Source organism: Tamlana carrageenivorans (assembly GCF_002893765.1).
GTDB classification, from domain to species: domain Bacteria; phylum Bacteroidota; class Bacteroidia; order Flavobacteriales; family Flavobacteriaceae; genus Pseudotamlana; species Pseudotamlana carrageenivorans.
In genome coordinates, this window is sequence record NZ_CP025938.1 from 3,935,001 (window position 1) to 3,949,115 (window position 14,115).

A 14,115-nucleotide genomic window follows, 5' to 3' on the forward strand; every position below is an offset into this window, starting at 1 on the left:
CTGGCAACTAACAACAGGGGTTGCGCTCGTTATAGGACTTAACCTGACACCTCACGGCACGAGCTGACGACAACCATGCAGCACCTTGTAAGTAGTCCGAAGAAATAGCTATCTCTAACTAATGCAACTTACATTTAAGCCCTGGTAAGGTTCCTCGCGTATCATCGAATTAAACCACATGCTCCACCGCTTGTGCGGGCCCCCGTCAATTCCTTTGAGTTTCATTCTTGCGAACGTACTCCCCAGGTGGGATACTTATCACTTTCGCTTAGCCACTCAGATAAATCCGAACAGCTAGTATCCATCGTTTACGGCGTAGACTACCGGGGTATCTAATCCCGTTCGCTACCTACGCTTTCGTCCATCAGTGTCAATACATTATTAGTGATCTGCCTTCGCAATTGGTATTCTATGTAATATCTATGCATTTCACCGCTACACTACATATTCTAACCACTTCATAATGATTCAAGATAACCAGTATCAAGGGCAATTTTACAGTTGAGCTGCAAACTTTCACCCCTGACTTAATCATCCACCTACGGACCCTTTAAACCCAATGATTCCGGATAACGCTTGGATCCTCCGTATTACCGCGGCTGCTGGCACGGAGTTAGCCGATCCTTATTCTTACAGTACCGTCAGAACGCTACACGTAGCGTGGTTTCTTCCTGTATAAAAGCAGTTTACAACCCATAGGGCAGTCATCCTGCACGCGGCATGGCTGGATCAGAGTTGCCTCCATTGTCCAATATTCCTCACTGCTGCCTCCCGTAGGAGTCTGGTCCGTGTCTCAGTACCAGTGTGGGGGATCCCCCTCTCAGGGCCCCTACCTATCGTTGCCTTGGTATGCCGTTACCACACCAACTAGCTAATAGGACGCATAGTCATCTTTTGCCGTAACCTTTAATCATAAATACCATGCAGTAATATGATACTATACTGTATTAATCCAAATTTCTCTGGGCTATCCAGTAGCAAAAGGTAGATTCTATACGCGTTACGCACCCGTGCGCCGGTCGTCATCAAAAAAGCAAGCTTTTCTATGTTACCCCTCGACTTGCATGTGTTAGGCCTGCCGCTAGCGTTCATCCTGAGCCAGGATCAAACTCTTCATCGTTAAATTTTTATGCGCTACCTATAAGGTAACAGCTTTAACAACTAATTAGAATCTCTAGTACTCAAAATGGTCTATTCTCTTTGTTGAATTAAATCGTTTCCAATTCAATTCTTACGCTGTCAATTCAATATGTTTATGAACTTGTTTCTCTTTTCTTTAGCTCGTTTCCTTGCTAAGCGGGTGCAAATGTAAAACCCTTTTTTTAAACTCACAATGTTTTTTTGATATTTTTTTTAAAGTTTTTTTCGCTTTAAATCTTAACAACCAAAACTGCTTTATGAACTCCTCACCTCCAACAGACCTGCTGTTTTTAGCGGCTGCAAACATACAACCTTTTATTAAACCCACAATGCTTTTTTTTGATTATTTTTTAAAAGTTTTTTTAACCTTATTTTAATACCAAAACAACTCAATGAACTACCGCTTTATAAGACTGACGCCTTCGTTAGCGGGGTGCAAATATACAAACCTTTCCTTCTCCCAAACAAACTTTTTATCGCTTTTTTTTAAAGTTTTTTTGATGATGGAATTAACCCTCAGTAAACGTGTTATTTACATTGTAAAATAATTGCTTCAGATGTCATACTCATTAAAAAAAACTCGATGCTTGTCGTGGATATTACTATAAATAGTAACCATGATGTACCTGAAGAGCCTTCCGCCGAAAGGCTAATATTTATAATACAACTAGAAAACTAGTATGTTTTAATAGAAAAAATGGATCAAGCACAAAAGTTGGGGAGTAAAAATAATTTTATCTTTGGAAAAAATTAAATTCCGTGGAAATTTCTAAAGATTTATTATCCTTATTACTACCTGATTTTCTGGTAGCTCATTTTAGTTTTAAAAGTAGTTCTTCAACAGAAGATAAACTTCGGTTGTATTTCGAAGAGAAGAACATTGTCCCAAATAGTTTTAAAACACGTAAAGTAGAATCTAAAGGTTTTCATAAAGAAATAATTATCGAGGATTTTCCACTTAGAGGGAAACTAGTTTATCTGCATTTAAAGCGCCGCAGATGGCGTGATGTAGACACAAAAGAAACCCTGCAAAGAGACTGGAATAATGTAGCAAAAGGCACTCGTATGACCACCGAGTTTGCCGCTTTTTAAAAGAAATTAATCGATAATAACAATACTAGCACGCAAACTATAGCTAATTTGTATGGTTTAGATGGTAAAAAGCTACAGCGCCAATATCGAGATTATTTAAGTGAATTTAAAGATTGGGAATACCTTGAGCAATCCACCAAATGGTTAGTCTACCCTCAAAATATTGGCAAACGATTATCTATAGATGAAATAGCACTTTCACAAGGAGAGTTATACACCGTAGTAACCAATAAAAAAGCCAAAGGTAGAGCAGGTTCTATTGTAGCTATTATTTCAGGAACTAAGGCCGAAGAGGTTATTAAATATCTTAAAAAGATACCTGAAGGCAAGCGGAGGTTGGTAGAAGAAATAACCTTAGATATGGCCGGTAGCATGAAACTAATTGCAAAGAAGAGCTTCCCAAGAGCCGTGCAAGTCATTGATCGCTTTCATGTACAACAACTAGCTTCTGATGCTGTACAAGACATTAGAGTAAAATACCGCTGGCAAGCTCTAGAACTAGAAAATGAGGCTATCAAGACAGCTAAAAATAATAACTACCAGTATCTAGCAGAAGTATTTAGTAACGGGGATACGCGCAAACAACTGCTAGCACGAAGTAGGTATCTTCTATTCAAAAGTCCTGACAAATGGACTAGTTCCCAAAAGGAAAGGGCAGGAATTTTATTCAAGCAATACCCTATGATAAAGGAAGCTTATGACTTGTCAAACCAGCTAAGAGTAATTTACAATACTTGTACAGACAAAAATATAGCAATGACTAAATTGGCACTTTGGTACAATCAAATTGAAAATAGTGGCTTTAAAAGCTTTAGAGTTGTTATGAACACAATCTCCCTAAATTACAGGGGAATATTAAACTATTTTGACAACAGAAGTACCAATGCGGCTGCTGAATCTTTTAATGCAAAGATCAAAGCCTTTAGACAACAACTTAGAGGTGTGAGAAATAAGGAATTCTTCCTCTTTAGATTAGCACAAATTTATGCCTAGTCCCCAACTTTTAGGACTGATCCGAAAAAATGATTTTAAATAATGGTAACACTCCCTTATCAATCGAAATTACACCTTACATAAGCTTAAACTTTGATAATAATATTCACTTACCAATATAAAGCTGAGTTCTTTTTAACTCTACCCCTACTCTATTACAACTATCCTATTATATATATATGTTTTACCTAACACTTAATTTCTAACAACTATATCCCCGTACACATGCCTAGCATATATTTCAATAGTATCCTTATATATAGGAATAAAGAAACACACTTTATGATATGGACTAATTACATGTATGAGTTGTGAAGTAATTAAGCGTGAAAGAAACATATAAAATCCGAATTGATAAATAGAAAGAATTATGGTTATCAGGCTCGAACTAACCATGAAGATACACCGTTCTTAGCAACCGTTTTATTTTGTCCGTTTTATTTTTGGTGGATTTTGTCGGGTATCAAAAACATCGGCGATTTTTATTAATCCGTTTTCTTCATCAACAGAATAGATTAATTTATAATTTTTGAAAACCAAATAACGATATTGAGTTGTTCTTTCTTTAAGTAACTCCTCCCCTTGTCCAATACAAGTCGCATTTGCCAACTTTTCTGATTCTTTAATAATACCAGTAACAATTTTGGTAGCAACTTTTAGACTTGCCTTACTTCTATAATATTCAAAAATATCGTCAAGTTGAGTTGCTGAAAAGTCAGACCAAATAATTTTAAAATTCATTATTCATATTTGGCTAAAAGCTCAGAACTCGTTTTAAATCGATTATTCTTAAAATCGGATTCCGATTGATCAACTCTTTCATTTAATTCATCAATTGTCATTGGTTTCAAAACCTTTTCATCAGAATCAATATTTTCCTTTTTCAAAATTTTCTCAAGCTTAGAAATAACCTCCTCGCTTTGAAGTTTTAAGAATTCTTGAATAAATTGTAGTTTTCGAGATTCTATATTCATTTCCGTTTTCATTTTATCAAAGATACTAAATTATCAAATTCATTCTGCCCCTTTCTTGGTTTAACAAATTTTTCAACTTGTTGCAAAGCCTAATACAAATAAACCATCATTATATATAGGAGTAGCCCATCATTTTAATTTTGAACAATCCTTAACACAAATTATACCTATATATATATTGTGAGTATTTGTTTATACCATTATCTTTGCAACCTGATTTTAAATTTTTATATGATACATATTACATTACCTGATGGCAGTGTGAAAACGTTTGATGAAGGCGTTACACCTATGGATGTTGCTAAGAGCATAAGTGAAGGATTTGCAAGAAACGTGATTTCGGCGAATTTTAATGGTACAAACATTGAAACCGTTACACCTTTAACCACCGATGGTTCTTTAGTTTTATACACCTGGAGAGACGACGAAGGTAAAACAGCTTTCTGGCACAGTTCGGCTCACGTATTAGCCCAAGCCATAGAAGAACTATACCAAGGCGCAAAACTTACCATTGGTCCTGCTATTGAAAACGGGTTTTATTATGATGTAGATTTTGGAGATCATAATGTATCTGAAAAAGATTTTAAATCTATTGAAACTAAAATGCTAGAAATCGCTAGAGGGAAGCATGATTTTAAAATGCGCTCGGCGAGCAAGGCAGAAGCTTTAGATTTATATAAAAACAATCCGTTTAAAACGGAATTAATCGAAAACTTAGAAGATGGTACCATTACATTTTGTGACCATTCGACGTTTACCGATTTATGTCGTGGCGGACATATCCCGAACACAGGGATTATAAAAGCCGTTAAAATTTTAAGTGTTGCCGGTGCTTACTGGAGAGGTAATGAAAATAACCCGCAGTTAACGCGTGTTTATGGTATTTCATTTCCGAAGCAAAAAGAATTGACCGAATACATAGAAATGCTTGAAGAAGCAAAAAAACGTGACCATAGAAAATTAGGTAAAGAGCTTGAGCTTTTTACTTTTTCAAAACGTGTGGGCCAAGGTTTACCGTTATGGTTACCAAAAGGTGCTGCTTTACGTGAGCGTTTAGAGAATTTCTTAAAAGCGGCTCAGAAAAAAGCAGGTTACGAAATGGTGGTCACACCACATATTGGACAAAAGGAGCTTTATGAAACTTCTGGGCATTATGCTAAATATGGTGAAGACAGCTTCCAACCTATTTTAACACCAAAGGAAGATGAGGAGTTTTTATTAAAACCAATGAACTGTCCGCACCACTGTGAGATTTACAACAGTACCCAATGGAGTTATAAAGATTTACCAAAACGTTTTGCTGAATTTGGTACCGTTTATCGTTACGAACAAAGTGGTGAATTGCACGGTTTAACCCGAGTTCGTGGTTTTACTCAAGATGACGCCCATATTTTCTGTACTCCAGATCAATTGGATAAAGAATTTAAAGATGTTATCGATTTGGTACTTTATGTATTCGGCTCGTTAGGGTTTGAAAACTTTACTGCGCAAGTATCTATTCGTGATCCTAAAAATCCTGATAAATATATAGGTGATGTTGCTAATTGGGAAAAAGCAGAACAAGCGATTATTAACGCCGCGTCCGATAAAGGTTTAAATTACGTTATTGAGGAAGGTGAAGCTGCTTTTTACGGTCCGAAATTAGATTTCATGGTTAAGGATGCCCTTGGAAGACGCTGGCAACTAGGTACCATTCAAGTGGATTACAACTTACCAGAGCGTTTTGAATTATCTTACAAAGGCAGTGATAACGAGTCGCATCGCCCAGTAATGATTCACCGTGCGCCGTTTGGAAGTATGGAGCGTTTTGTAGCATTATTGTTAGAACATACAGGGGGTAATTTCCCGCTTTGGCTCATGCCAACACAGGTAATTATATTATCAATTAGCGAGAAATATGAAAAATACTCACAAAAAGTTTTAAATTTGCTAGAAAATGACGAAATTCGCGCCCTTGTAGATCATAGAAATGAAACAATAGGGAAGAAAATTCGTGAAGCGGAAATGCAGAAGCATCCTTATATGATCATTATTGGGGAGCAAGAAGAAGCAGAAGGCAAAATTACTGTACGCCAACATGGTGGAGCAGATTTAGGAATGATTTCCGTTGAAGCCTTCTCTGAAATAATAAAAGAAGACATTAAAAAAACGTTGAAATCGTTTTAAGAAATAAAATAAGTTTAATTTAAAACCATAACGCCATAGCAATTAGAAGAAGACAGCAACCTAGAAGGGTTTCGCAAGAGGACAAGCACAAAATTAACTCTAAAATTACTGCTCAAAAGTTACGCCTTGTAGGTGATAACGTTGAGATTGGTATTTATACTAAAGGTGATGCCTTAAGAATCGCTAACGAGCAAGAGTTAGATCTTGTAGAAATATCTCCTAATGCAGACCCACCGGTTTGTAAGGTTATGGATTATAAGAAGTTTCTTTACGAACAAAAGAAGCGTGATAAAGCTTTAAAATCGAAAGCCACCAAGGTTATCATTAAAGAAATTCGTTTTGGTCCACAAACCGATGATCATGACTACGAGTTTAAAAAGAAACATGCCGAGAAATTCCTAAAAGAAGGCGCTAAGTTAAAAGCTTTCGTATTCTTTAAAGGACGTTCAATCATTTTCAAGGAACAAGGTCAGATTTTGCTATTAAAATTAGCTCAAGATCTTGAAGAATTTGGAAAAGTAGAGCAAATGCCTCGATTAGAAGGTAAACGTATGACGATGTTTATTGCTCCAAAAAAGTAAAACACATCTGTTAAGAGAAAAAAAAGCTGAAACCTGTGTTCGGCGTAAAAATAATTAAGCGAAATAATTATAATCTAGGAAAAGAAAATGCCTAAAATGAAAACAAAATCTAGTGCCAAAAAACGTTTCAAGTTAACAGGTACTGGTAAGATTAAAAGAAAGCACGCTTTTAAGAGTCACATCTTAACAAAGAAATCTAAAAAGCGTAAGCTTAAGTTAACTCATGATGGTTTGGTACACAAAGCAGATGAGGATAACATTAAAACCATGATGCGTTTAAAATAAGCATCGGTTTTAATCGGTTAAAACAATTTATAAACCCTGGAGTTAGGCCAGTTTAAAAGAGTTAAAAGTTAAAAGTTAAAAGTTAAAAAGTTTGACCTATAGCAATAGACCAAAAACCAATAACTAGAAACCAATAACAAAGTTTAGCCGCCTACTACAAAACACATTTAAAATTATGCCAAGATCAGTAAATTCTGTAGCAAAAAGAGCCAGAAGAAAAAAGGTTCTTAAACAAGCAAAAGGTTACTTTGGAAGACGTAAAAACGTTTGGACAGTAGCAAAAAATGCGGTTGACAAAGCGATGCAATACTCGTACAGAGACCGTAGAAACAAAAAGAGAACATTCCGTGCTTTATGGATCACGCGTATTAACGCAGCAGCCAGAGAACATGGTTTATCTTATTCTCAATTCATGGGACAATTAAAAGCTAACGATATCGAATTAAACCGTAAGGTTTTAGCCGATTTAGCTATGAATAACCCAGAGGCTTTCAAAGCTGTAATTGAAAAAGTAAAATAAGGCTTTTGCCTATTGTATAACATATTATTCGCTTAATAAAGGAAACCGATTCGAAAGAGTCGGTTTTTTTTATGACTAATTTGGGCGTTACCACCTGCCCTTCGTCTCTGGGATCAAGAGCAAAAGTTGGGGAGTAAAAATAATTTTATCTTTGGAAAAAATTAAATTCCGTGGAAATTTCTAAAGATTTATTATCCTTATTACTACCTGATTTTCTGGTAGCTCATTTTAGTTTTAAAAGTAGTTTGGACTACCTAATAAATTTGGTACTATTTTATACTAAGCAGCTTTGTTAATAAATCCTTTTAATTGTAATTCTTTTTCAAGAGGCGTCATGTATCCTAAACTAGAATGTAATCTTTGAGTGTTATACCAGTTTAAATATTGATCAATAGATTTGTATAATTGATTATAAGACGTATACTTAAATCTGTTAATCCACTCATATTTAATGGTTTTAAAAAAACTTTCAGCTACAGCATTATCCCAGCAATTTCCCTTTCTACTCATGCTTTGTATCACTTTTTGATTAAAAAAGAACATATTTGTGATTCTGTTGGATGCATATTGCACACCCCTGTCCGAATGAAAAATACACTGCTGGTTTATCACTCTGTTTCTTCTAGCATCAACCCAGGCCTTTAAAACCGTATTCTCAGTAGTCATATCTTCACTTAAAGACCAGCCTATTATTTTTCTATCAGCCAAATCCATTATCGTGGTTAAATAGTTCCATTGTTGATTAACTCTTATATACGTAATGTCAGAGACTAATTTGTAGCCTAAAGAAAAACTGGTAAAATCCCTGTCTAATTCATTTTTAGCTGTTTTTAGAGAATGATTTGAATCCGTAGTTACCACAAATTTCTTATTCAATACACTTCTTAGTCCCATTTCTTTCATAAGTAACCCCACATATGAACGGGAATAAAAAAGCTTTTCTCGTTCAAGTTGTTTTTGAATTCGATAGCTACCATAAATCTGTTTACTATTGTCAAATATAGCTTCGATTCTGTCTTTTAAAAATGATTTAGAGGAATTAACCTTTAAGGTGTCTTTGGTTTTAAGCCAATGGTAATAAGCATTTTTACTAACCTTCATGCATTTGCACGTCTTTTCGACAGGATAAGTATTTTTGTTTGATAAAATGAAGTTATACCTTATCTGTCGCTCTTGGAAAAGATGCTCACCGCCTTTTTTAAGATGTCACGTTCCATTTTAACATCTCTTAATTCCTTTTTTAATGCTATAAGTTCTTGATGTTCTTTGGATTTAGGTTCATTTTTAGAAAAATCTCCTCCTTTTAAATCATACTCTTGTTTCCTTCTATTAATAACACTTGTATGAACTCCATATTCTTCACTCAGTTGTTTTGTTGGTATACCAGATTTGGATAAATCTAATATCATCGATTTAAACTCGTTGTCATATTTTTTTCCCATAATTCAAATATAGTTTATACTCTATATAAAACCGTCACAACAAAGGTAGACACTTCAGTTCTTCAACAGAAGATAAACTTCGGTTGTATTTCGAAGAGAAGAACATTGTCCCAAATAGTTTTAAAACACGTAAAGTAGAATCTAAAGGTTTTCATAAAGAAATAATTATCGAGGATTTTCCACTTAGAGGGAAACTAGTTTATCTGCATTTAAAGCGCCGCAGATGGCGTGATGTAGACACAAAAGAAACCCTGCAAAGAGACTGGAATAATGTAGCAAAAGGCACTCGTATGACCACCGAGTTTGCCGCTTTTTTAAAAGAAATTAATCGATAATAACAATACTAGCACGCAAACTATAGCTAATTTGTATGGTTTAGATGGTAAAAAGCTACAGCGCCAATATCGAGATTATTTAAGTGAATTTAAAGATTGGGAATACCTTAAGCAATCCTCCAAATGGTTAGTCTACCCTCAAAATATTGGCAAACGATTATCTATAGATGAAATAGCACTTTCACAAGGAGAGTTATACACCGTAGTAACCAATAAAAAAGCCAAAGGTAGAGCAGGTTCTATTGTAGCTATTATTTCAGGAACTAAGTCTGAAGAGGTTATTAAATATCTTAAAAAGATACCTGAAGGCAAGCGGAGGTTGGTAGAAGAAATAACCTTAGTTATGGCCGGTGGCATGAAACTAATTGCAAAGAAGAGCTTCCCAAGAGCCGTGCAAGTCATTGATCGCTTTCATGTACAACAACTAGCTTCTGATACTGTACAAGACATTAGAGTAAAATACCGCTGGCAAGCTCTAGAACTAGAAAATGAGGCTATCAAGACAGCTAAAAATAATAACTACCAGTATCTAGCAGAAGTATTTAGTAACGGGGATACGCGCAAACAACTGCTAGCACGAAGTAGGTATCTTCTATTCAAAAGTCCTGACAAATGGACTAGTTCCCAAAAGGAAAGGGCAGGAATTTTATTCATGCAATACCCTATGATAAAGGAAGCTTATGACTTGTCAAACCAGCTAAGAGTAATTTATAATACTTGTACAGACAAAAATATAGCAATGACTAAATTGGCACTTTGGTACAATCAAATTGAAAATAGTGGCTTTAAAAGCTTTAGAGTTGTTATGAACACAATCTCCCTAAATTACAGGGGAATATTAAACTATTTTGACAACAGAAGTACCAATGCGGCTGCTGAATCTTTTAATGCAAAGATCAAAGCCTTTAGACAACAACTTAGAGGTGTGAGAAATAAGGAATTGAGTTTATCCAAAATTTTGTGTTTTTGAAAAATAATTTCAAAATTCATAGGTTAAAATAATATAGATTATAACCTGTTTGGAAAACAAATATACAATTGATTGTAAATTTGGCCCCATTTAAATCGTGTTTTCTTCCATTTTTTGCTGATGCTTTGAGCTGCTAAATATATGGATTTCAGTGCTGCATCATCATGAGGAAAGACTTTTTTGTTGCGTGTATATTTTCTTAAACTGGCATTAAAACTCTCAATGATATTGGTAGTATATATAAGTTTTCTAATCTCTTTTGGGTAGTTTAAAAACGAGGTCAAATTATCCCAATTGTTTTCCCAAGACTGTACGGCAGAGAGGTATTTATCTTCCCAATTTTGTTTAAAGACTTCGAAAGCCTCTAAAGCGAATTTCTCATTATCGGCTTGATAAATAGCTTTAATATCGACCATTATTGATTTACGGTCCTTATAGCTCACATATTTTAAAGAGTTTCTAATTTGATGTACGATACATATTTGACGTATACTACCTGGAAAAATAGCTTCTACAGCTTTATCTAATCCAGAGAGGTTATCCGAACACAGAAAGAAGATATCTTTTACGCCTCTAGAGCGCAGATCGTCTAAAATGGACATCCAAGCAGCTGCCTTTTCTGTCTCCACAATACTCATGCTCAAAATATCTTGTTGCCCTTCGGTATTCACCCCTAAAACTATCATACAGGCTTTAGATATTACCTTGCCTTCTTGACGTATTTTATAATGAATAGCATCTATCCAGACAATGGGATATACGTCTTCTAAAGGTCTATTCTGCCATTGTTTGATGTCTTCCAATAATTGATTGGTGATAATGGATACCTGTGATGTGGAATACTGCACTCCATAGGTACTTTCAATAAAATCAATAATATCGCTATTGCTCATACCTTTGGCGTAAAGCAGTTGAATACAATCTTCTAATTCTTGACTAATCGATTGATGTTTGGGGACAATAACAGGCTCAAAGCTCGCTTGACGATCTCTGGGGATTTTGATGCGTTGTTCGCCGTTATGAGTCTTGATAGTTTTCTCTGAGAAACCATTGCGCTGGTTGTTCTCAATTACAGAACCTCCTTTTTGAAACCCTAAGTGGGCAGTCATTTCTGCTTTTAAAAGTGATTCAATACCACGTTTAAGCAACTGTTCCTTGACCTGGTCAAAGTCCTCCTTGTTGCTGATTTTGCCGATCAAGGCGTCTAATTGTTTTTCTAAGTCTGAGTTCATAAAATAAAAATTTAAAAGTAAATTTTTTGCCTATGAATTTCAAAATCATTTTTAAACTAACTAACAGCAAAAACACAAAATAGTTTACAGTCCCAAGGAATTCTTCCTCTTTAGATTAGCACAAATTTATGCCTAGTCCCCAACTTTTAGGACTGATCCCGTCTCTGCTCAGGTCATCTGGTCGGGCTTTCCGTTACAAGTTTTGGCTCGATGCTCGCCTCGCCAAAAGCTTTCCACTGCAATCCCTAACGCGGAGAATTCATAGGTATAGTAAACACATGCCGATTTTAAAAAAGTGAATGGTGTCATTCCAATTTGATATGTCATTCCGATACGAAGTGAGGAATCTCAACTCAGGTAGGCTTTATCTTAAAAAAAAGGTTTCTGATATTTCTCCTATTGTCGAAATGACAAGATTGTGAATTACTTATGATTAATAGCTTATTGATTTAATTTAGTAAACATAGATCCTTTCATTACAATTCATTCTATAATCAAATAAAACAACAAATGCTCTATATTGAAACTGTCAGAATAATACCTTCTAGAGCCCCTTCAGGTTTTAAAACCTGAAAGGTCCTTTTAAACACAAGTCATTATAAAATCTTAGAAAGAAATGTTATGTCATTCCGATACAGAGTGAGGAATCTATTCTCAGACAGGTCTTATCTTAAAGCAATGGGATCAGAGATTTCTCCTATCGTCGAAATGACAAGCTTTTGCAACAAGCTTAAATGAATTGAATTAGAATCACACCCCAAAAGCGGTAACCACCAACTTTCGTTCACCACCATAATCGCGGTGTTCACAAGGGTAAATACCTTGCCAGACCCATAAATTAAGTTTACCGTTTGTAATTGGAATTTGAACCGAAGCTCCTAATAAAGAAGCTTTAATATGCGCAGGCATATCGTCTGGACCTTCGTAAGTGTGTTTGTAATAGGGTGCCTTTTCGGGTACCATTTTATTAAAATGACTTTAAAAATCCTGTCTAACTGTAAAATCGGCATTTTCATTAATGGTTAAACTCGCCGAAGTATGCTTTATAAGAACTTGTAACTGAGCTACTTTTATGATTTTTATTTCAGGAATAGCACTTAAAACAGCTTCAGTAATAAGATGAAAACCTCTTGAATACGGTTTTAATCGTACTTCTTTTTGAAAAAAATTCATATCAAAACAATTAAAAATAGCAGTCTATTAAGTTTTTTGTTTCTTCTTTTTAGCCGCTGGAAACAAAACGTTATTCAGAATTAAGCGGTACCCTGGAGATGTAGGATGTAGATCTAATTCGGTTTTAGCATCCCCTACCCGATGCTGATAATCTTCGGGGTCATGACCTCCATAAAACGTAAAAAAGCCTTTGCCTTTTATCCCGTGAATGTACTTGGCTTCGCCATTGGATTTTGTTTCTCCTAAAACCAAAACATTCGATTTAATTTCATCTCTTGCAAAGGCCGTTGTTTGTCCCATAAAACCTTTAACTAAGGCTGTGTGATTTTGACATAACATGGTTGGAATAGGATCCCACTTAGCTGAGAAATCCATTAAAGTAAAATAATCGGCTGTTTTAGGTACATGCCGCTTTCTAGTCGTATCTATAGATGAAAACTCATAAACCAAAGGGCTACGTTCTAATAAAAAATCGGTAAACGCAAAGGTTTTATGGTAATCAATTTTATTCTGATAGTTTGCTGTACTCCCATCGCCATCAAACATAGGCTCGCAAATATCAACGCCTTCGGCCGACAAGGCAATGTCAAAACTATCGGTAGCACTGCACATGGCAAACATAAATCCGCCACCAATAACATAATCCCGAATTTTTAAAGAGACCGCCAGTTTTTCTTCAGAAACTTTATTGTAACCTAATTTTGAAGCCAAGGCTTCGGCTTCTTTTTTTTCTTCGATGTACCAAGATGTTGCGCGGTATTGGGCGTAGAATTTCCCATACTGCCCTGTAAAATCTTCATGATGTAAGTGTAACCAATCGAAAACTAATAAGCCATCATTAAGCACTTCTTCATCGTAAACGGTTTCATAAGGAATTTCAGCATATTGTAATACCATCGTTACCGCATCATCCCAAGGTAATTTCCCTTTGGGTGTGTAAACAGCAATTTTAGGCGCCTTTTCTAACACAACAGCCTCCATATTTTGACTGGGACTGCTAATTTCTTCTAAAATACTTTCGGTTTTAGCGTTGGAAATAACTTCAAAGGAGACGCCTCGAATTTGGCATTCTCTACGTACCCCTTCGGTATCTGGTAACAAAAAAGAACCACCTCGATAATTTAGTAGCCACTTTACCTTTAAATCTCGGTTAAGAGTCCAATAAGTAATTCCATAAGCCTTAAGATGATTTTTTTGGCTCTCGGCATCCAT

At 35.5% G+C, this 14,115-nt stretch carries 12 protein-coding genes, 1 rRNA gene and 2 pseudogenes (1 of these 15 cut by a window edge); 8 read left to right on the forward strand and 7 right to left on the reverse strand.

Annotation, left to right across the window (positions count from 1 at the left end; genetic code table 11):
• A 16S ribosomal RNA gene (locus C1A40_RS17245) occupies positions 1-1,120 on the reverse strand (it extends 403 nt beyond the left edge of the window).
• Between the two features lie 779 nt (positions 1,121-1,899).
• On the opposite strand from C1A40_RS17245, the gene C1A40_RS17255 reads away from it, so the two are divergent.
• Together C1A40_RS17255 and C1A40_RS17260 are read left to right on the forward strand one after the other, a co-directional pair.
• Positions 1,900-2,232: an ISAon1 family transposase N-terminal region protein gene (locus tag C1A40_RS17255; protein ID WP_102996968.1), complete on the forward strand. Its 333-nt coding sequence runs from the start codon at positions 1,900-1,902 to the stop codon at positions 2,230-2,232.
• Between the two features lie 48 nt (positions 2,233-2,280).
• Complete coding sequence (locus tag C1A40_RS17260; RefSeq protein ID WP_479685328.1) at positions 2,281-3,225, forward strand: ISAon1 family transposase; 945 nt, start codon at positions 2,281-2,283, stop codon at positions 3,223-3,225.
• A gap of 423 nt (positions 3,226-3,648) precedes the next feature.
• Here C1A40_RS17260 and C1A40_RS17265 read toward each other — a convergent pair whose 3' ends face one another.
• Positions 3,649-3,966, reverse strand: a complete 318-nt coding sequence (locus C1A40_RS17265) for a type II toxin-antitoxin system RelE/ParE family toxin (protein WP_102996970.1) — start codon at positions 3,964-3,966, stop codon at positions 3,649-3,651.
• Entirely contained in the window at positions 3,966-4,199 is a 234-nt protein-coding gene (locus C1A40_RS17270; protein WP_102997258.1) for a hypothetical protein, read from the reverse strand. Before C1A40_RS17270 ends, C1A40_RS17265 begins: the two co-directional genes overlap by 1 nt.
• A gap of 231 nt (positions 4,200-4,430) precedes the next feature.
• On the opposite strand from C1A40_RS17270, the gene thrS reads away from it, so the two are divergent.
• The 4 genes from thrS (at position 4,431) to rplT (ending at position 7,751) form a co-directional block, all read left to right on the forward strand.
• The gene (gene thrS, locus C1A40_RS17275) at positions 4,431-6,365 is read left to right on the forward strand and encodes a threonine--tRNA ligase (protein ID WP_102996971.1); all 1,935 of its coding nucleotides are present in this window, start codon (positions 4,431-4,433) and stop codon (positions 6,363-6,365) included.
• Positions 6,366-6,400: 35 nt separating this feature from the next.
• Positions 6,401-6,946 (forward strand): translation initiation factor IF-3, encoded by a 546-nt coding sequence (gene infC, locus C1A40_RS17280; RefSeq protein WP_262509421.1) that lies wholly within the window; start codon positions 6,401-6,403, stop codon positions 6,944-6,946.
• 87 nt (positions 6,947-7,033) lie between these two features.
• Positions 7,034-7,231, forward strand: coding sequence for a 50S ribosomal protein L35 (rpmI, locus tag C1A40_RS17285; RefSeq protein ID WP_067150881.1), 198 nt, complete (start codon positions 7,034-7,036; stop codon positions 7,229-7,231).
• A gap of 175 nt (positions 7,232-7,406) precedes the next feature.
• Positions 7,407-7,751: a 50S ribosomal protein L20 gene (gene rplT / locus C1A40_RS17290; protein ID WP_067150884.1), complete on the forward strand. Its 345-nt coding sequence runs from the start codon at positions 7,407-7,409 to the stop codon at positions 7,749-7,751.
• Positions 7,752-8,030: 279 nt separating this feature from the next.
• Here the strand turns inward: rplT and C1A40_RS17295 are convergent.
• Positions 8,031-9,193 (reverse strand): IS3 family transposase gene (locus tag C1A40_RS17295; protein ID WP_102994977.1). Its coding sequence is split into 2 segments (ribosomal slippage): positions 8,031-8,956 and positions 8,956-9,193, totalling 1,164 coding nucleotides; the frame shifts between segments, so codons are not numbered across the junction.
• Positions 9,194-9,267: 74 nt separating this feature from the next.
• Here C1A40_RS17295 and C1A40_RS17300 point away from each other — a divergent pair.
• Both C1A40_RS17300 and C1A40_RS17305 read left to right on the forward strand, forming a co-directional pair.
• A pseudogene (locus tag C1A40_RS17300) lies at positions 9,268-9,528 on the forward strand (ISAon1 family transposase N-terminal region protein); the annotation flags it as partial.
• A gap of 31 nt (positions 9,529-9,559) precedes the next feature.
• Positions 9,560-10,498, forward strand: a complete 939-nt coding sequence (locus tag C1A40_RS17305; protein ID WP_422395599.1) for an ISAon1 family transposase — start codon at positions 9,560-9,562, stop codon at positions 10,496-10,498.
• Between the two features lie 38 nt (positions 10,499-10,536).
• Here the strand turns inward: C1A40_RS17305 and C1A40_RS17310 are convergent, their stop codons facing one another.
• The 3 genes and pseudogenes from C1A40_RS17310 to C1A40_RS17320 form a co-directional block, all read right to left on the reverse strand.
• Positions 10,537-11,730: an IS256 family transposase gene (locus C1A40_RS17310; protein WP_102994979.1), complete on the reverse strand. Its 1,194-nt coding sequence runs from the start codon at positions 11,728-11,730 to the stop codon at positions 10,537-10,539.
• A 750-nt stretch (positions 11,731-12,480) separates the two neighbouring features.
• A pseudogene (locus C1A40_RS17315) lies at positions 12,481-12,903 on the reverse strand (secondary thiamine-phosphate synthase enzyme YjbQ).
• Between the two features lie 27 nt (positions 12,904-12,930).
• Positions 12,931-14,115 carry an asparagine synthetase B gene (locus C1A40_RS17320; protein ID WP_102996973.1) on the reverse strand — a complete coding sequence of 395 codons (1,185 nt, stop codon included), beginning with the start codon at positions 14,113-14,115 and terminating at the stop codon, positions 12,931-12,933.